The 18136-nt window shown below is 61.0% G+C and carries 15 protein-coding genes; 13 read left to right on the top strand and 2 right to left on the bottom strand.

Features of this window, described 5'->3' with window-relative positions; translation table 11 throughout:
• Positions 1–155 precede the first annotated feature (155 nt).
• Entirely contained in the window at positions 156–2357 is a 2202-nt protein-coding gene (locus CEW87_RS17310; RefSeq protein WP_108974988.1) for a RelA/SpoT family protein, read from the top strand.
• A 63-nt stretch (positions 2358–2420) separates the two neighbouring features.
• Here CEW87_RS17310 and ppk1 read toward each other — a convergent pair whose 3' ends face one another.
• Entirely contained in the window at positions 2421–4499 is a 2079-nt protein-coding gene (gene ppk1 / locus CEW87_RS17305) for a polyphosphate kinase 1 (protein ID WP_108974986.1), read from the bottom strand.
• Between the two features lie 162 nt (positions 4500–4661).
• Between ppk1 and ppx the strand changes: the two genes are divergently transcribed.
• From ppx to CEW87_RS17265, 8 genes are all read left to right on the top strand, one after another.
• Positions 4662–6164: an exopolyphosphatase gene (ppx, locus tag CEW87_RS17300; protein ID WP_108974984.1), complete on the top strand. Its 1503-nt coding sequence runs from the start codon at positions 4662–4664 to the stop codon at positions 6162–6164.
• 6 nt (positions 6165–6170) lie between these two features.
• A complete protein-coding gene (locus tag CEW87_RS17295; protein ID WP_108974982.1) occupies positions 6171–7289 on the top strand; it encodes an ABC transporter permease in 1119 nt (372 codons plus the stop codon).
• Positions 7286–8077, top strand: a complete 792-nt coding sequence (locus CEW87_RS17290) for an ABC transporter ATP-binding protein (RefSeq protein ID WP_108974980.1) — start codon at positions 7286–7288, stop codon at positions 8075–8077. Before CEW87_RS17295 ends, CEW87_RS17290 begins: the two co-directional genes overlap by 4 nt.
• A gap of 3 nt (positions 8078–8080) precedes the next feature.
• Positions 8081–9019, top strand: a complete 939-nt coding sequence (locus tag CEW87_RS17285) for an MlaD family protein (protein ID WP_108974978.1) — start codon at positions 8081–8083, stop codon at positions 9017–9019.
• A gap of 51 nt (positions 9020–9070) precedes the next feature.
• On the top strand, positions 9071–9691 hold the full coding sequence (locus tag CEW87_RS17280) for an ABC-type transport auxiliary lipoprotein family protein (RefSeq protein ID WP_108974976.1): 621 nt from the start codon (positions 9071–9073) through the stop codon (positions 9689–9691).
• Positions 9692–9752: 61 nt separating this feature from the next.
• A complete protein-coding gene (locus tag CEW87_RS17275) occupies positions 9753–11405 on the top strand; it encodes an acyl-CoA synthetase (protein WP_108974974.1) in 1653 nt (550 codons plus the stop codon).
• A gap of 97 nt (positions 11406–11502) precedes the next feature.
• A complete protein-coding gene (locus tag CEW87_RS17270) occupies positions 11503–12303 on the top strand; it encodes an enoyl-CoA hydratase (protein WP_108974972.1) in 801 nt (266 codons plus the stop codon).
• Between the two features lie 22 nt (positions 12304–12325).
• Positions 12326–13108, top strand: a complete 783-nt coding sequence (locus CEW87_RS17265; protein ID WP_108974970.1) for a TatD family hydrolase — start codon at positions 12326–12328, stop codon at positions 13106–13108.
• Here CEW87_RS17265 and CEW87_RS17260 read toward each other — a convergent pair.
• Complete coding sequence (locus CEW87_RS17260; RefSeq protein ID WP_108974968.1) at positions 13105–13704, bottom strand: TetR/AcrR family transcriptional regulator; 600 nt, start codon at positions 13702–13704, stop codon at positions 13105–13107. The genes CEW87_RS17265 and CEW87_RS17260 overlap by 4 nt on opposite strands.
• A gap of 184 nt (positions 13705–13888) precedes the next feature.
• Here CEW87_RS17260 and CEW87_RS17255 point away from each other — a divergent pair, with 184 nt between their 5' ends.
• From CEW87_RS17255 to CEW87_RS17240, 4 genes are read left to right on the top strand one after another with little or no spacing between them, the layout of a single operon-like run.
• The gene (locus CEW87_RS17255) at positions 13889–14638 is read left to right on the top strand and encodes an electron transfer flavoprotein subunit beta/FixA family protein (RefSeq protein ID WP_108974363.1); all 750 of its coding nucleotides are present in this window, start codon (positions 13889–13891) and stop codon (positions 14636–14638) included.
• 1 nt (position 14639) lies between these two features.
• A complete protein-coding gene (locus CEW87_RS17250; RefSeq protein WP_108974966.1) occupies positions 14640–15572 on the top strand; it encodes an electron transfer flavoprotein subunit alpha/FixB family protein in 933 nt (310 codons plus the stop codon).
• A gap of 21 nt (positions 15573–15593) precedes the next feature.
• A complete protein-coding gene (locus CEW87_RS17245) occupies positions 15594–16259 on the top strand; it encodes an energy-coupling factor ABC transporter permease (protein WP_108974964.1) in 666 nt (221 codons plus the stop codon).
• A gap of 42 nt (positions 16260–16301) precedes the next feature.
• Positions 16302–18095, top strand: coding sequence for an acyl-CoA dehydrogenase (locus CEW87_RS17240; protein ID WP_108974962.1), 1794 nt, complete (start codon positions 16302–16304; stop codon positions 18093–18095).
• The last annotated feature ends 41 nt before the right edge of the window (positions 18096–18136 follow it).

Genomic DNA, 18136 nt, shown 5'->3' with positions numbered 1-18136 from the left:
TCGCAGCGGTCGGGTGCGTTGGGAGGAGCGGGCTTCGGGAGATTGCTGCATGAGAGGCGGGGAGTGAGTGACAGGTAAAACGATGCTGTGGGCATCGCAGGAAATCCGTGTGGATGTTAGCACTGCCCTGCATCTGATATGGGATAATCGCTCCCATGGTTTTCGTTACACACGCTATTGCCCAGGATGCGTCAGGGCCACCAATCGAACTGCTCGCGGAAGGAATGACGCCGCTTGAGCGGGCGACTATCGAGCAGGCGCTCGAACTGGCTGCCGAGGCTTACGAAGGCAGGGTGCTGGGTACGGGCGAGTCGGCATGGACTCATGCGCTCGGCACGGCCCTCATTGTCGCTTCCCTCAGGCTCGACGCCGACACCCGGGTCGCTGCATTGCTGTTTGCAGTCGGTGAGTACATCGACGACGCTGCCGAGCAGGTGGCGTCGCGCTTCGGCGTGCACGTGGCGCGTCTGGTGGAAGGCTTGCACAAGCTCAACGGGTTGCGCGTGATCACGCGCAAGACAACGAGCGCGACCGGGCCCGAGATCCGCGCCCAGACCGAAACGCTGCGCAAGATGCTGCTGGCGATGGTCGAGGATATCCGCGTCGTCCTGTTGCGCATTGCATCGCGCACCCAGACCCTGCGGTATTTCACCGAAACGCCGAGCGAATCCCGCGTGGATGTGGCGCGTGAAAGCCTCGATATCTATGCACCCCTGGCCAACCGGCTTGGCGTCTGGCAACTCAAGTGGGAACTGGAAGACCTGTCGTTCCGCTTTCTCGAGCCGGATACCTACAAACGCATTGCCAAGATGCTCGATGAGCGTCGCTCCGAACGTGAAGAGTTCATCCACAACGCGATTGAGCGTTTGCGGACGGAGATCGCCGCGGTCGGGATCAAGGCCGAGATCACCGGCCGGCCAAAGCACATCTACAGCATCTACAACAAGATGCGTGCGAAACGGCTCGATTTTTCGCAGGTGTACGACATCCGTGCGCTACGTGTGCTGGTGGAAGAGGTGCGCGACTGCTACACCGTACTCGGGCTGGTGCATCAGATCTGGCAGCCGATCAGCAAGGAATTCGACGACTACATCACCAAGCCGAAGGGCAACAATTACCAGTCGCTGCATACGGCTGTGCTGGCCGGAGACGGTCGTGCCCTCGAGGTGCAGGTTCGCACCTACGACATGCACAAGCACGCCGAGCTTGGCGTTGCAGCGCACTGGCGCTACAAGGAAGGCAGCGGTCACGGCGGCGACTACGACGACAAGATCGCGCTTCTGCGCAATCTGCTGTCGTGGCGCGACGAAGTGGCCGACTCTGCGCAATGGCTCGAACAGTTCAAGCGCGCCTCGCTCGACGACACCCTGTATGTGCTGACGCCTCAGGGCCGGGTTGTCGACCTTCCCCGCGGCGCCACCCCGATCGACTTCGCCTATCGGCTGCACACTGACGTCGGGCACCATTGCCGGGGAGCCAAGATCGACGGTCACCTGGTGACACTCAACACCCCGCTCGAGAACGGCCAGACGGTCGAGATCATGACCGCGAAGGAGGGTGGGCCCTCCCGCGACTGGCTCGACCCGCGTCAGCACTACGTCGTCACATCGCGTGCAAAAACCAAGATCAAGCAGTATTTCAGTGCGCAGGACGAAGAAGAACTCCTGATTCGCGGGCGGAGTTTCGTTGCCCGCGAGATGCAGCGCGATGGTCATTCCCAGGCCAATATCGAGGGCCTCGCTGACCGCCTCGGGTTCAAGAACGCCGATGCGCTCTACGTTGCTGCCGGACGTGGCGAAGTTGGCCCGCGTGCAGTTCAGATGGCCCTGCGGGAGGCAGATGCACCGGCTGAGGCGCACGAAGAGCCCGAGATGGTGGTCGGACGCAGCCGTACCGGCGACAACTCCGACAAGATCCTGATTGTCGGCGTTGGAAAGCTGCTGACCTCCCTGTCGCGCTGCTGCAAGCCCGCTCCACCCGATGCGATCGAAGGCTTCGTGACCCGCGGGCGCGGGATTTCGATTCACCGTGTCGACTGTCACGATTTCCAGTTGCTTGCGCGTCAGCAGCCCGAGCGGGTGATTGCAGCCGAGTGGGGCGATCAGGCCTACAACAACCGTCAGGCGGTGTTTCCGGTTGATGTCGCGGTACAGGCGAGCGACCGCCAAGGGTTGTTGCGTGACATCTCCGAAGTGTTGTCGCGCGAAAAGCTCAATGTGACGGCGGTCAATACCCTGACCAAGAAGGGTACGGCCTTCATGCGCTTCACCATGGAGGTTGGCGGCATCACCCAGCTGCAGCGTGCAATCACGCTGATCCGCGAGGTGAATGGCGTGATCGACGCTCAGCGCAAGTAGAAACAAAACTGCCCGGTCGCAGGTTTTGCAGACCGGGCAGTTTCAGTGGATGGTGATCGCGACTCAGCGTGCAGCCAACTCACCCAGCAGGATCATCTGCGCCACGCGGCGGGTACCACGCGGCATCTTCTTCTTGTAGCTCCCGTCCGACTGCATTTCCCACGACTGGCTGTTGTCACCCAGGTAGGGACGAAGGCCTTCCTTCATGACCCGTCGCTTGATGCGCGGATCGAGAATCGGGAACGCAATCTCGATGCGGCGGAAGAAGTTACGATCCATCCAGTCGGCACTCGACAGATACATCTGATCCTCACCGTCGGCATGGAAGTGGAAGATGCGGTGATGCTCGAGGAAACGGCCCACGACCGAGCGCACGCGGATGTTGTCCGACAGACCCGGTACGCCGGGGCGCAGCGCACAGGGGCCACGGATGATCAGATCCACTTCGACCCCCGCCTGCGACGCTTCATAGAGCGCCTCGATGGTTTCCGGCTCGAGCAGCGCATTCATCTTGGCAATGATGCGACCACGGCGCCCTTCGGCTGCAATCGCCGCCTCGCGCTTGATGGCCTTGACCACGTTGGGTTGCAGCGAAAACGGCGCCTGCCACAGGTGGCATAGCGTGGTCGCCTTGCCCAGGCCGGTGAGCTGCTTGAAGACATCGGCAACGTCCTCGCCGATTTCAGCGTTGCTCGTGAGCAGCCCGAAGTCGGTGTAGAAACGCGTGGTACGGGGATGGTAGTTGCCCGTGCCGAGATGGCAGTACCGACGCAGTCCGTCTTCCTCGCGGCGCACCAGCATCAGCAGCTTGGCATGCACCTTGTAGCCGAACACGCCGTACACGACGTGGGCACCGACCTCTTCCAGCCGGTTCGCCCAGGTGATGTTGGCTTCCTCGTCGAATCGCGCCATCAGCTCCAAAACGACGGTGACCTCCTTGCCCTTCTGTGCGGCGCGCGACAGCAACTCCATCAGCACCGAGTCGGTGCCCGTGCGGTAGATGGTCATCTTGATCGCGACCACCTGAGGGTCGTCCGCTGCTGCACGCAGCAGGTCGATCACCGGCTCGAAACTCTGGAAGGGGTGGTGCAGCAGGATGTCCTGGCTGCGAATCGCGGCAAAGATCTCGCGTCTGCTGTCGAGCGGCTTGGGCAGGCCAGGCTGGAAGTTGCCGTACTTCAGGTCGGGACGTTCGACCCAGTCCGGCACCTGCATCAGCCTGACCAGGTTGACGATCCCGGGGGTGCGGTAGAGGTCGGCGCGGCCAAGGCGGAAATGCTGCAGAAGGAAGTCGGCCATCTCTTCCGAGCAGTTGTCGGCAACCTCAAGGCGGACCGCGTCGCCGAAATGGCGCTGCTGGAGTTCGCCCTTGAGCGAAGCGCGCAAGTCCTTGACCTCTTCCTCGTCCACAAAAAGGTCGGAGTTGCGGGTAACGCGGAACTGGTAGCAGCCGAGTACGTTCATGCCGCTGAACAGCTGTCCTACATGCGCATGCAGGACGGACGACAGGAATACGAAGGTATAGGGTTGATCGCTGATCTCGTTGGGCAGCCTGATGACCCTGGGCAGGGCGCGCGGGGCCTGCACGATCGCTGCGCCCGAGTCGCGACCGAAGGCGTCACGTCCTTCGAGTTCGACAGCAAAGTTCAGACTCTTGTTGAGCACGCGCGGGAAGGGGTGAGCCGGGTCCAGTCCGATCGGGGTGAGAACCGGCATGACTTCACGGTTGAAGTAGTCCCTGATCCAGGCCCGCTGCTCGTCATTCCAGAGGCTGCGCCGCAGGAAGACGATACCCTCTGCCGCAAGCGCGGGCAGGATCTCTTCGTTGAGCATCAGGTACTGGTTGGCGATGGTCTGATGCACCTCGGTGCTGACCCGGGCCAGCAACTCGTTCGGCTGGATGCCGTCATTGCTGGACGCATGACTGCCAAGCCTGATCTGCTCCTTGATGCCCGAGACCCGGATCTCGAAAAACTCGTCGAGGTTGCTCGACACGATGCACAGGAAGCGGAGTCTTTCGAGCAGCGGAACCGTCTCATCCCCTGCCTGGGCAAGCACTCTGCGCTGGAACTGCAGCAGGGAGAGTTCGCGGTTGATGAAGTGTTCGGCAGGAAAGTTCGATTGATTGACCGGTCTGTACATTTGGCATCCGCTGGAGTGACGTCCCCTAATTATGTGACATTTCCATTACATTTCAATGACTGCAGCAGCGTTGTTAATGCATTTTCGATCGCTGTGGTGCAGGCAGCCCGGATGCTAGAATGCATGCTCTACGGCGCTTTGTGGCACGGATCCCTCTCCCTCATGATGCAAGACTTGATCGCCGCGATTGACCTCGGCTCCAACAGTTTCCGTCTCCAGGTGGGACGGATCGTCAATGACCAGATCTATCCACTGGATGGCTTGAAGGAGCCGGTGCGGCTTGCGGCTGGCCTGTCGCCCGAGAAGTGGCTCGACATGGCCTCACAGCAGCGCGGTGTCGCAGCGTTGCAGCGTTTTCATGAGCGGCTTGGCGGGTTCTCGCGCGACTCGGTGAGGGTGGTTGCGACCAACACCATGCGCGTCGCAAAGAACGCGTCCGAGTTTCTGATCCGTGCCGAGGCCGCGCTCGGCTTTCCCATCGAGGTGATTGCCGGCCGCGAAGAGGCACGCCTGATCTACGTCGGTGTCGCGCATACGCTGCCCGACCCCCACAAGCAGCAGCTGGTTGTGGACATCGGCGGGGGATCGACAGAATTCATCATCGGCAAGAGTTTCGAGCCACTGCAGCTTGAGTCGCTGTACATGGGTTGTGTGGGTTACAGCCTCAATTATTTCCCCGAAGGCAAGATCGAAAAACGCGGGCTCAAGGAAGCCGAACTGGCTGCAAGGCGCGAACTGCAGGCGATTGCCCACGTCTACCGCGAAACAGGCTGGGAAGAGGCGGTAGGGTCGAGCGGCTCAGCGAAGGCGCTGGTCGAGATTCTCGAGCAGAACGGCCTGTCCGCCGGCGGCATCACGCGTGACGGTCTGGAGAAGCTGAAAACCATCTTCCTGCGGGCGGGCCATATCGACGCGCTCGATCTTCCCGGCCTCAAGGGCGACCGTATTCCGGTCATCCTCGGCGGGTTCTCCATCATGAGCGCGATCTTCAAGGAGTTCGGGCTCGATCGTATGGTGTTCTCCGAGGGCGCATTGCGCCAGGGGGTGCTCTACGATCTCCTTGGTCGGTATCACCATGACGACCTGCGCGACGCAACGGTCTCGGTATTCGGCACGCGCTACCGGGTGGACCGGCGTCAGGCCGAGCAGGTGGCCGACACCGCGAGCTATCTGCTGAGCCAGCTCGACCCCAATGGTGAGAAGACAGACGAAACCGATCGTCGCTTCCTGCGCTGGGCTGCGCTGCTGCACGAGATCGGCATCTCCGTCGCACATTCGAGTTATCACAAGCACAGCGCCTACATTCTCGGCAATGCCGACATGCCGGGGTTTTCGCGCATGGACCAGGGGCGGCTGTCACGTCTCGTGCTGGCGCACCGCGGCAAGCTGGAGCGGGTGGCCGCAATCGATCCGGCGAGCTCTGACTGGCTGCTGATCGCCTGTCTTCGGCTTGCGGTCGTCATTCATCGTGCGCGCGACGCACGCGGCATTCCGCCAATCACGATTGCTCGAGAAGGCAGGGGCTTCTCGGTCAATACGCCCGCAACCTGGCTGCAAAAGCTGCCACTGACCGCAGCTGCGCTCGACGATGAGCAGCGCCAGTGGATGTCTGTCGGTCGCGGCCTCTACATTCGCAGCATGGCCAATCGCGCAGTGGCAGGCTAGGCGCCAATGTCCGGCACAATCTCTCCCGGGATTGCCTTGGATGCAGAGTCCGGCGTCTGGCGCCTGAGTGGCGACTGGACGCTGCGTGCGCTGTCGCCACAGATCGCGCTGATTCGCCGAACGCTGGCGGCCCTGCCGCACGATGCACGGTGGGATCTCGTCGGCCTGAGACGAATCGACAGTTTCGGCGCCACCCTCCTGTGGGGAGGCTGGCAACGACGCTGGCCGGAGAAGGTCGAGCTCAGCGAGTCGCACCGCGTGGTCATCGAGCGCGTAGCCCAGGCCAACGCTCGCCAGCTCCCCGCTGCACCGGGTTTCACCGCGCTCGATGCAATCGCAACACTCGGCTATGCATTGTTCGTCTTTCGCGACCACGTTCTGGCCTTTCTCGCCCTGCTCGGCCAGTTGTGTCTCGACATCCTGCACCTGCTCCGGCATCCGCGCGAATGGCCGCTACTCGAGATCTCCGCAAACCTCTTCAAGGTCGGCGTAAAGGCGATGCCGGTGACAGCACTGGTGGGTTTCCTCATCGGCGTCGTCCTGTCGTACCTTTCCGCGCTGCAACTCAAGGCTTTCGGGGCGGATGTCTTCATCGTCAACATCCTCGGCCTTGGCATCATTCGTGAGCTTGGTCCAGTACTCGTGTCGGTGCTCGTCGCAGGCCGCTCAGGCTCGGCGATGACTGCGCAGCTTGGGGTCATGCGGGTTACCGAGGAAATCGACGCGTTGTCCGCGATGGGGGTGTCACGCACGCTGCGACTGGTGCTGCCCAAGGTCGTGGCGCTGACGCTCGCAATGCCGCTGCTGGTGCTCTGGACGTCGGGTATCGCACTTTTTGGCGGCATGGTGTCTGCACGCATCGATCTTGGCATGAGCTTCGGCTTCTTTATCGAGACCTTGCCTCGGGTCGTGCCCATTGCAAACGTTTTTATCGGGCTGGCGAAAGGTGCAGCCTTCGGCTTGCTGATCTCGCTCGTTGCATGTCATTTCGGTTTGAGGGTGCGCCCCAATACCGAAAGTCTTTCGTCGAATACGACGGCGTCGGTGGTGTCGGCGATCACCATCGTGATTCTGGTTGATGCTGTTTTCGCCATCGCAACGCGTTCGATCGGGGTGCCTGCATGAGTACTGAGCCCGATTCCTCGCCGGTCATCTCGCTCTCGGGCGTGGTGACACGCTTCGGCAAGAATCTTGTGCATGACGGACTTGATCTGGACATTGCCAAAGGTGAGATTGTCTCCCTCGTCGGCGGCTCGGGGAGCGGCAAGACCACCCTGTTGCGTCATATCATCGGGCTGACACGCCCGGCCGCGGGCGAGGTCTCACTTTTCGGCGAAGCGCTGCACTCTGGAAGTACGCATGAACAGATTGCCCGCCGAAGGCGGTTCGGCGTGCTTTTTCAACAGGGAGCGCTCTTCTCGGCGTTCAGCGTTGGGGAGAACATCGCCTTTCCCATTCGCGAAGAGCGAATCGCGACCGATGACGAAATTCGTCAGTTGGTGACGCTCAAGCTCGCCATGGTCGAAATGGAACCGCAGCATGCCTTGCTGATGCCCGCGGAACTTTCGGGCGGCATGGTCAAGCGTGCAGCCTTGGCCCGCGCATTGGCACTCGAGCCCGAACTGCTGCTGCTCGACGAACCCACGGCAGGGCTTGATCCCGACCGCAGTGCGAGCTTTGTGCGTCTGATTCTGTCGCTTCGCGACGAACTCGGTCTCACTGTCGTCCTGGTTACGCACGACCTCGATACCCTTGCGGCGATGTCGAGCAAGGTGGCGGTGCTCGCCGATCGGAAAATTCTGAGCTACGCCTCGCTGGAAGACACGATCAAGGTAGATCATCCCTTTATCGAACGCTTCTTTCGTGGCGCGCAGGGCCGACGTGCACTGGCACAGGTCCAAGGAGGAAACTGAATAATGGAAAATCGCGCCCATGCGATTGCGACCGGCCTTTTTGCCCTCTTTCTGGGCTGTATTCTGGTCGTGTCCCTTTGGTGGTTCTCGGAAGACAGGGAACTGACACGAGACTATGTTCTGGTATCGAACAGCACGGTGAACGGGCTCAATGTGCAGGCTCGCGTGCGCTATCGCGGCATGTCTGCCGGCAGTGTGACCGATATCGGCATTGACCCCGAGAACCCTGGCCAGATCCTGGTACGGATTCGCATTCGTGCCGACCTGCCAGTCACGGACAAGACCCGGGCGAGCCTGGGCACGCAAGGCGTTACCGGGCTGGCCTACGTCCAGCTCAATGAGACGGGTGAGGGCGGGGTTCCGCTGGTTGACGAAGCCGGCAGGCCGCCGCGAATCGCCCTTGAGTCAGGACTGATCGACCAGATTGCCGACAGTGCGCTGGCAGCCGCAAAGCGCTTCAAGGAAGTCGCCGACCGGATTTCGATCCTGTTCAATGACGAGAATGCCGACCGTCTGCGTGGGTCGCTCGAGCGTCTCGAGTCGGCCATCGCGGGCATTGATAAAACGTTTGCCGACGCCCCGCGAACCCTGGCGGCCATCCGTAGTGCCTTCAGCGAGCAGAACATGGCGAAGCTGTCGAGTACGCTCGCAAACCTCGAGCGGACCAGTGCTGCTGCCGAGCCGACGGTGGTCGAGTTGCGCGGGCTTCTGATTCAGCTTTCCGAAATGTCGGCACGTGTCGATCGCGCGGCGATTGCGGCCGGCGATGGCCTCATCGACGGCACCTTGCCGCAGCTGAACGAGTTGCTGCGCGACCTGACGGTCACCTCGCGACGGCTCGGCCGTTTGATTGAGGAAGTTGAAGTCACGCCCCAGATGTTGCTGACTGGCCCGGCGGAACGAACACCCGGCCCCGGCGAGGCCGGTTTCAAGGGACGCTGATTGCCAACCGACTACTTTGAGCAACGCCTCAGGGCCGTAAAGAAGGACACCATGCAAGCTTACTTGAAGATGTTGTTGATTCCCTTGCTCGGCCTGCTTCTGGCCGGCTGCAACGGTCTTGTGGTCGCGCCCAAGGCCGTTGCGCTGTACGACCTGGGGATTGTCGAATCCCTGGCGATGCCGGCCGGCCAGGCGCCGTCCCAGATTCAGCTGCATGCACCGTCGTGGCTCAACAGTTCTGCGATGCAGTATCGGCTCGAGTGGGACCGCCCATTTCAGCGCCGCGCGTTTGTCGAGAGCCGGTGGGTGGCGAATCCATCCGAGTTGCTTGCGCGCTCGCTCGATCGTGCGATCCTTGGTAGCAACCCGGTGGCAAACGATTGCCGGCTTCGAATTGATCTCGACGAATTCGTGCAGGTGTTCGACAGCGAGAGCAGCGCCCGGGTGGAAATTGTGGCGCGCGCAGCGTGGCTCCCCGCGCGCAGCGACAAGGCGCTGGCACGCAAGGAGTTTCGATTGGCCCAAGTCAGTAGCCCTGCCACCGCAGAACAGGGCGTGGCCGCCTACCGGAGCCTCTCCCGCCAACTGTCAGAGGCGCTTGTCGAATGGCTTGGCGAACTTGACCGCGGATCCGGACAAGGGTTGAATGGAAGAACGCAATGTCGTGCGTGATTTATCGTCGCGTCATTGCGGGGAAAATGCAGACCACAAAAATATTGCAGCGGGAGTCAAGATGACCGAGAGGAAAGCGTCGCCCTACGACCAGGGCATGGACAAGAATGCGGCAAACTATGTGCCGATCACGCCGCTCACCTTCATTGAGCGCAGCGCCTATATCTACCCTGATCGAGTGGCGGTCATCCACGGTCAGCGGCGTTATACCTGGTCCGAGAGTTTTAATCGCAGCCGCCGTCTCGCGTCCGCACTGAAGCAGCTCGGTGTTGGAAGTCAGGACACGGTGGCCGTGGTTCTGAACAACACGCCGGAGATGTTTGAGGCGCATTTTGGCGTGCCCGGGTGCGGCGCAGTGCTCAATACGATCAACACCCGGCTTGATGCAGAGGGTGTGGCCTTCATTCTCAATCATGGCGAGGCAAAGGTCCTCATCACTGACCGTGAATACTCACGCATGATGAAGAAAGCCATCGAGCTGGCGAACCGCCCCGACATGATCGTCATCGATGTGGACGACCCTGAATACACCGGTCCCGGGGAGCGTGTCGGCACCATCGAATACGAAGCCCTGCTGGCGACCGGCAGCCCGGAATTCGACTTCGAACAGCCTGCCGACGAATGGGATGCGATCTCGCTCAACTACACGTCGGGCACGACCGGCAACCCGAAAGGCGTGGTCTACCACCATCGCGGCGCCTATCTCAACTCGATGTCCAACATCGTCTCCTGGGGCATGCCGCCGCAATCGGTTTACCTGTGGACGCTACCGATGTTCCACTGCAACGGCTGGTGTTTCGCATGGACGATGGCTGCCAATGCCGGTGTCAATGTCTGCCTGCGCAGGGTCGATCCGCGTCTGATCTTTGACGCCATCCGCGAACACAAGGTCACCCATTATTGCGGCGCGCCGATTGTCCATTCCATGCTCGCCAATGCGCCCGAAGAATGGCGCGAAGGCATCAATCACAAGGTGTCGGGACTGGTGGCCGCAGCGCCGCCTCCGGCAGCGGTTATCGAGGGCATGGCAAAGATCGGCTTCGATGTTACCCACGTCTATGGCCTCACCGAAACCTACGGTCCCGCAGCCGTGTGTGCCAAGCACGATGAATGGGCCGAGCTTTCGCTGGCGGAACAGGTCGTGAAGAACGGGCGTCAGGGCGTGCGCTATCACGCGCAGGAAGGCATTACCGTTCTCGACCCGGAGACGATGGAACCGGTCCCATGGGACAACGAAACCATGGGCGAGATCATGTTCCGCGGCAATCTGGTCATGAAGGGCTACCTGAAGAACGAGAAGGCTTCCGAGGAGTCTTTCCGCGGCGGCTGGTATCACACCGGCGACCTCGCGGTCATGCAACCCGATGGCTACGTGAAGATCAAGGATCGGTCGAAGGACGTCATCATCTCCGGTGGCGAGAACATCTCCTCGATCGAAGTCGAGGATGCGCTGTACCGGCATCCTGCAGTGATGGCTGCTGCCGTTGTTGCGCTGCCGGACGAGAAGTGGGGCGAGGTGCCATGTGCCTTTGTCGAACTTCGGAACGGTGCATCCGCAACCGAGGACGAGATTCGCGCCCATTGTCGTGAACACCTGGCCGGCTTCAAGGTTCCGAAGAAGGTTATCTTCGGGGAACTGCCAAAGACGTCGACGGGCAAGATCCAGAAGTTCGTGCTGCGCGAGCAGGCGAGGTCGTCCGCGTCTTTCGAATGAGTTTGTAAAAATAATAATTCGTTCGGGATGGCCGATCATGTGGCTTCGCGCTAACATGATCGGCCGTTGACGTTAACGTAAATCAAAAGGAGGAGACATGAGCGCAGTTCCCAATCAAGCCGATGAACAGATGCTGCTTCGTCGAGACGAAGCGGGTGTGACAACGCTGACGCTGAATCGGCCGATGCAGTTCAATTCGCTGTCAAAGGCGATGCTCGAAACCCTGCTCACCGAGATCGATGCCATTGCTGCTGACAAGAGTGTCCGCGTGGTGGTGTTGGCTGGAGAGGGCAAGGCATTTTGCGCGGGGCACGATCTCAAGGAGATGCGGGCCAACCACAACCTGGGCTTCCAGCAGGAGCTCTTCCGCCTGTGCGGAAAGTTCATGGTGCGACTCACCGAGATTCCGCAGCCGGTCATCGCGCGCATTCACGGCATTGCAACGGCTGCCGGTTGTCAGTTGGTGTCGATGTGCGACCTCGCGGTGGCGTCCGATGTCGCCAAGTTTGCGGTTTCGGGCATCAATGTCGGTCTGTTCTGTGCCACCCCTAGTGTCGGGCTGTCGCGCAACATGGGGCGCAAAGAGGCCTTCGAGATGCTTGTCACGGGCGATTTCATCGATGCGCATGAGGCACAGCGACGCGGTCTGGTGAACCGCGTGGTCGCGCTCGACCAATTGGATGATGAGGTCGCAAGGCTCGCGGCAGCGATCGTTGCCAAGTCGCCGGTGGCAGTAAGCATGGGCAAGCAGATGTTTTACCGCCAACTCGAGATGGGCATGGATGCGGCCTATCAGATGGCGGCAGAAACCATGGCCTGCAACATGATGACGAACGATGCGGCCGAGGGCATAGACGCCTTCGTCGGCAAGCGCAAACCCGAATGGAAGGGGTGCTGAGCTCAAGAGCTTGGCGGCGGCCATGCTGATCGATACGCACATCCATCTCGACGCCTCAGAGTTCGACGGCAATCGGGAGAAGGTGCTGATCGACGCAAGGGCCGCCGGCGTTGGCGCATTTGTCGTTCCTGCGGTGGATCGGGAGAGTTTCAGGCGCGTTGCGGCACTTGCGTCAGCAAACCGCGATATTCACCCGGCGCTGGGAATTCATCCCCTGTACACCGGTGAGGCGACCCAGGCTGATCTTGAACTGCTGGAATACGAGCTAGGTCGCGAAAAATGTGTTGCGGTCGGAGAAATCGGCCTCGATCATTTCGTCGAAGATGTCGATCGTGAGCAGCAACTGCTTTTCTTTGTTGCCCAGCTTCGTATTGCTCAGCGTTACAAGCTTCCGGTCATTCTGCACCTGCGCCGGGCGCAGGACGCAGTGCTGAAGCAGCTCCGCCTGCATGCGGTCTGCGGAGGAATCGCACATGCCTTCAACGGCAGCCGGCAGCAAGCGGATGCTTTCATCAAGCTCGGCTTCAAGCTCGGATTCGGCGGGGCGATGAGTTTTGAAGGCTCACAGCGCATCCGCCGTCTGGCGACCGAACTACCACTTGAGTCGATCGTGCTTGAAACCGATGCGCCCGACATGGCGCCAGCCTGGGGGCAGGGCCTCCCCAACGTCCCTGCCAATATTGCACGCTACGCACGGATTCTTGCCGACCTTCGGGGCTTGCCTGTCGAAGAAGTGATCCGTGCGACTAGTGTCAACGCGCGCGCAGCCCTGCCTGGGCTCGATGTGAGCAGTGCGGCGGTCTAAGTGGAAGCAGCCGCGCCCACGCACGAACGGGCGATAAGATCGGCGATGTCATGCTTCAGGCGCGCAACATCGCTGTCGAACTTTTCGTAGCTCATCAGGGACACACCGAACACATAAGCGTAGAGGAGCATGCAGCGGCTCGACGCTTCTTCCATCGGTACGCCACAGGCGAGGAACAGGTCGCGAGCGCAGCGCAGGCGAACATCATCGACTTCGGCGACGATGGCTGCGGCGTCTGCGTCCCGGCGCGCCCAGTCACGCACCGCGAGTTCGATCATCATGCCCCGCCGGCTTCGGTTCGCACTATAGACGTCGATGACGTGGTAGATCTGCGCGAGCTCCTTGCCGGGTTCGGCGGCCGTCTGCTTGATGATGTCGCGTATCCGTCCGTCCTTCCACAGGCCAAGGATGGCAATCAGGAGGTCGCGGCGGTCCTGAAAATGCCAGTAGAAACTGCCCTTTGTGACTTTCAGGCGTTTCGCCAGCACTTCAACCCGTAGCCCGGCGATGCCTTCCTCGGCAAGGACTTCGATGGCGGCATTGACCCACGCTTCGCGGTCGAGCTGAGTTCTTGGTTTGTTCGGGGTTTTGTCCATACGGCATAGTATTGACGATTCTGTTTCCATACGCTACCGTATGTGTCCCGTACCGATGCGTATGGTCGCAGACGTCATACGTATCGGCATGGGTGTAAAGCCTCGTCCGCAGTGACATAATAGTTCGGCTCGTCTGCTGAACAGCGGAGCGGGGAGACAACGAAATATCCAAAGGAGCGCGACATTGAAGATTCTGGTCCCGGTCAAACGCGTTGTTGATTACAACGTAAAGGTCCGCGTCAAGGCGGACGGTAGCGGTGTGGACATCGCCAACGTCAAGATGAGCATGAACCCGTTCGACGAGATCGCGGTTGAAGAGGCGGTGCGTCTGAAAGAAGCCGGCGTGGCCACCGAAGTGGTGGTGGTGTCGTGCGGCGTGACGGCATGTCAGGAAACAGTGCGCGCTGCGATGGCCATTGGTGCGGACCGCGGCATTCTGGTCGAGACCGATGTCGAGCTGCAGCCGCTGGCCGTGGCCAAGCTGCTCAAGGCCGTGTGCGACAAGGAAGGCCCGACGCTGGTGATCTGCGGCAAGCAGGCGATCGACGACGATGCCAACCAGACCGGTCAGATGCTGGCGGCGCTCAATGGCTGGCCGCAGGCCACGTTTGCCTCCAAGCTGACGCTGGCTGACGGCAAGGCCAACGTGATGCGGGAAATCGACGGCGGTCTGGAGACCCTGGCGATCTCGCTGCCGGCGGTGGTGACCACCGACCTGCGCCTGAACGAGCCGCGCTACGCCACGCTGCCCAACATCATGAAGGCCAAGAAGAAGCCGCTCGAGACGGTGAAGCCGGCCGACCTCGGCGTGGATGTGGCCCCGCGCCTCACCACGCTCAAGGTCTCCGAGCCGCCGAAGCGCAGCGCCGGTGTGCGCGTGGCCGACGTGGCCCAGCTGGTTGAGAAACTCAAGAACGAAGCGAAGGTGATCTGACATGTCCATTCTTGTAATTGCCGAACACGACAATCAGGCCATCAAGGCAGCCACCCTCAACACCGTCACCGCCGCCGCTGCGCTTGGCAGCGACGTGCACGTGCTGGTCGCCGGCAGTGCCTGCGGTGCAGCGGCCGAAGCCGCGGCGAAGATCGCGGGTGTGGCCAAGGTGCTGGTGGCCGACGCCGCCCACCTCGAAGCGCAGACCGCCGAGAACGTCGCCGAACTGGTGAAGGGTCTGGCCTCGGGCTACAGCCACATCCTGGTGCCGGCCAGCAGCGCGGGCAAGAACATGCTGCCGCGCGTGGCGGCACAGCTGGACGTGGCCCAGATCAGCGACATCGTCGCCATCGAAGATGCCGACACCTTCGTGCGCCCGATCTACGCCGGCAACGCGCTGGCCACGGTCAAGAGTGCGGACGCGATCAAGCTCATCACGGTACGCACCACCGCGTTTGAAGCGGCGGGCGAGGGCGGTGCTGCCGCCATCGAAGCCGTTACCGCGCCGGCCGACCTCGGACTGGCCACGCTGGTGAGCCGCGAGATCGTCAAGAGCGCCCGCCCCGAACTGGGCGCGGCCAAGATCATCGTCTCCGGTGGTCGCGGTGTGGGCAGCGGCGAGAACTACCACGCCATGCTCGAGCCGCTGGCCGACAAGCTCGGTGCCGCCCTCGGCGCCAGCCGTGCCGCGGTCGACGCCGGTTACGTGCCCAACGACTACCAGGTCGGTCAGACCGGCAAGATCGTCGCCCCGCAGCTCTACATCGCGGTGGGTATCTCGGGTGCGATCCAGCACCTGGCCGGGATGAAGGACTCCAAGGTGATCGTGGCGATCAACAAGGATCCGGAAGCGCCGATCTTCCAGGTTGCCGACTATGGTCTGGTGGGTGATCTGTTCAGCGTCATTCCCGAACTGACGAAGGCACTGGGCTAAGGCAGGGGGCAGGGCGCACAGATGAATCTTCCGGCTTCGTTGTTTTCGACAACGTGGCACTGGATTGCTGCTGCGCTTGCGCTACTGGTGCTGTATCAGAGTGTTCTGAAAGCACCGTGGAAAAGGCTCAGTCAGGGGACGCAACTCAATCTCCTGCTGGGCTTTGTGATCGGGCTGGGGCTGACCTGGAGTCTGAAGGCCGGGGTCAAGCCCGGGCTCAATCTGCACATGCTTGGTGCGATGGCGGTCACGCTGACACTCGGTCCGCGACTGGCGATCATTGCGCTTGCGCTCACCCTCAGCGTGATCACCCTCAATGGTTCCGTTGAGTGGCAGGCATGGCCCATCAACTTCATGCTGATGGCTGCATTGCCAGTGATGATTGCCCACGGCATTCATCGCTTTGTCGTGCGCTATCTGCCAGCGCATTTCTTCGTTTTCATTTTTGTTGTTGGCTTCGCTGGGTCGGCCCTGACGATCATGCTGCAGGGGGTAATCACCTCTGCGGCGATGGTGCTGTCAGGTGCTTACCCGGCGATGTTCCTGATCAATGAGTACCTGCCCTATTTTCTGTTTCTCGGCTTTGCCGAAGGCTGGCTGAGTGGCGCATTGATCACAGTCATGGTGATCTACCGACCCGAATGGGTAGTGGCATTCGATGACCGCCGCTACCTGTGGAACAAATAAGGTTCTCGGGTCGTTCATAACGCACTATCCGGAGGGAGACCAATGAGTAACTACACCGCCCCGATTCGCGACATGCAGTTCGTGATGAATGAACTGGCCGACTTTGACGGCGTCGCAGCGTTACCCGGTAACGATGAGGTGTCGTCCGATCTTGTCGATGCAATTCTGGAAGAGGCGAACAAGTTTGCCAGCGGTGTGCTGGCACCGCTCAACTGGAGCGGCGACCAGGAAGGCGCGAGCTGGAACGAAGGTAATGTGAAGACGGCTACGGGCTGGAAGGACGCCTACCGCCAGTTTGCCGAGTCGGGTTGGACTGCACTCGCCTGTGACCCGGAGTATGGCGGTCAGGGTCTGCCCAAGCTGCTGTCTACAGCAGTCATGGAGATGTGGAAGTCGGCCAACATGGCTTTCTCGCTGTGCCCGATGCTGACCACCGGTGCGATCGAGTCACTGATGCTGCGCGGCAGCGACGAACAGAAAACGATGTACCTGCCGAAGATGGTGAGTGGCGAGTGGACCGGCACCATGAACCTGACCGAACCGCAGGCGGGCTCGGACCTTGCCGCGGTGCGCACCAAGGCAGAACCGCAGGGCGACGGCACCTACCTGATTTCGGGTCAGAAGATCTTCATCACCTACGGTGATCACGACATGACCGACAACATCATCCATCTGGTGCTGGCGCGTTTGCCGGATGCACCCGAAGGGGTGAAGGGCATTTCCCTGTTCGTCGTGCCGAAGTTCATGGTCAACGCCGATGGTAGCCTCGGTGCGCGCAACGACGTGCATTGCGTTTCCATCGAACACAAACTCGGCATTCATGCCAGCCCGACCTGCGTACTCGCATTCGGCGACAACGGTGGTGCCGTGGGCACCCTGATTGGCGAAGCCAATCGCGGCCTCGAGTACATGTTCATCATGATGAATGAGGCCCGTTTCGCAGTCGGCATGGAAGGCCTCGCTCTGTCCGAGCGTGCGTATCAGCACGCGCTGCAGTATGCGAAGGACCGTATCCAGGGCACGGAAGCAGGTGTTCGCGGCGGCCCGAAGGTCAGCATCATTCATCATGCCGACGTACGCCGGATGCTGATGTCGATGAAGAGCCAGACCGAAGCCATGCGAGCACTCGCATACGTGGTCGGCGCGGCGACCGACTTTGCCCATCATCACGGCGATCAGGCTGTACGTGCGCAGAAGCAGGCCTTCGTCGATCTGATGATTCCTGTCGTCAAGGGCTGGCTGACCGAGAATTCGATCGAAGTCGCCTCAACGGGCGTTCAGGTACATGGCGGCATGGGCTTCATCGAGGAAACCGGTGCGGCCCAGCATTTGCGGGATGCCCGGATTACCACGATTTACGAAGGTACGACTGCGATCCAGGCCAACGACCTGATCGGGCGCAAGATTGCCCGCGAGAACGGCGTGACCATCAAGGCTCTGGTTGCCGAGATGCGTCAAGTCGAAGCTCAGCTCGATGCCGCGGATCCGGCGTTGGCTGCTATTCGCCGCTCGCTGTCTGCGGGTGTCACGGCCGTGGAAGAGGCTGTTGCCTACATTCTTTCGACCTACAACGAAGACATCAAGGCAGCCTCGGTCGGTTCGGTCCCCTTCCTGAAACTGCTGGGTATCGTGGCGGGCGGTTGGCAGATGGCTCGTGCAGCACTCGTGGCGAAGAAGAAGCTCGCCGAGCAGGCCGGAGAAGCCGGTTTCTACACAGCAAAGCTGGCTACGGCCCGTTTCTACGCAGACCATGTCATGGCTCAGGCACCCGGCCTTGCGTATGCGGTTGTGAATGGTGCTGCTGGCGCGCTGGAACTGCCAGAAGAGCTGTTCTAATCAGGCGGCGTGGTCTGCGCAACTCCGCAGACCACCAACAA

Origin of the sequence: Parazoarcus communis (assembly GCF_003111665.1) — a bacterium.
GTDB classification, from domain to species: domain Bacteria; phylum Pseudomonadota; class Gammaproteobacteria; order Burkholderiales; family Rhodocyclaceae; genus Parazoarcus; species Parazoarcus communis_B.
The sequence above is the reverse complement of the archived record's forward strand: the minus strand, read 5'-3'. Positions and strand labels throughout refer to the sequence as shown.

Excerpts from the sequence above, each read along its gene's own strand:
- CEW87_RS17285 (WP_108974978.1), top strand. The coding sequence starts at position 8,081 with ATGGAAAATCGCGCCCATGCGATTGCGACCGGCCTTTTTGCCCTCTTT.
- CEW87_RS17260 (WP_108974968.1), bottom strand. The coding sequence starts at position 13,704 with ATGGACAAAACCCCGAACAAACCAAGAACTCAGCTCGACCGCGAAGCG.
- ppk1 (WP_108974986.1), bottom strand. The coding sequence starts at position 4,499 with ATGTACAGACCGGTCAATCAATCGAACTTTCCTGCCGAACACTTCATC.
- CEW87_RS17240 (WP_108974962.1), top strand. The coding sequence starts at position 16,302 with ATGAGTAACTACACCGCCCCGATTCGCGACATGCAGTTCGTGATGAAT.
- ppx (WP_108974984.1), top strand. The coding sequence starts at position 4,662 with ATGATGCAAGACTTGATCGCCGCGATTGACCTCGGCTCCAACAGTTTC.
- CEW87_RS17250 (WP_108974966.1), top strand. The coding sequence starts at position 14,640 with ATGTCCATTCTTGTAATTGCCGAACACGACAATCAGGCCATCAAGGCA.
- CEW87_RS17295 (WP_108974982.1), top strand. The coding sequence starts at position 6,171 with ATGTCCGGCACAATCTCTCCCGGGATTGCCTTGGATGCAGAGTCCGGC.
- CEW87_RS17310 (WP_108974988.1), top strand. The coding sequence starts at position 156 with ATGGTTTTCGTTACACACGCTATTGCCCAGGATGCGTCAGGGCCACCA.
- CEW87_RS17265 (WP_108974970.1), top strand. The coding sequence starts at position 12,326 with ATGCTGATCGATACGCACATCCATCTCGACGCCTCAGAGTTCGACGGC.
- CEW87_RS17280 (WP_108974976.1), top strand. The coding sequence starts at position 9,071 with ATGCAAGCTTACTTGAAGATGTTGTTGATTCCCTTGCTCGGCCTGCTT.
- CEW87_RS17245 (WP_108974964.1), top strand. The coding sequence starts at position 15,594 with ATGAATCTTCCGGCTTCGTTGTTTTCGACAACGTGGCACTGGATTGCT.
- CEW87_RS17275 (WP_108974974.1), top strand. The coding sequence starts at position 9,753 with ATGACCGAGAGGAAAGCGTCGCCCTACGACCAGGGCATGGACAAGAAT.
- CEW87_RS17290 (WP_108974980.1), top strand. The coding sequence starts at position 7,286 with ATGAGTACTGAGCCCGATTCCTCGCCGGTCATCTCGCTCTCGGGCGTG.
- CEW87_RS17270 (WP_108974972.1), top strand. The coding sequence starts at position 11,503 with ATGAGCGCAGTTCCCAATCAAGCCGATGAACAGATGCTGCTTCGTCGA.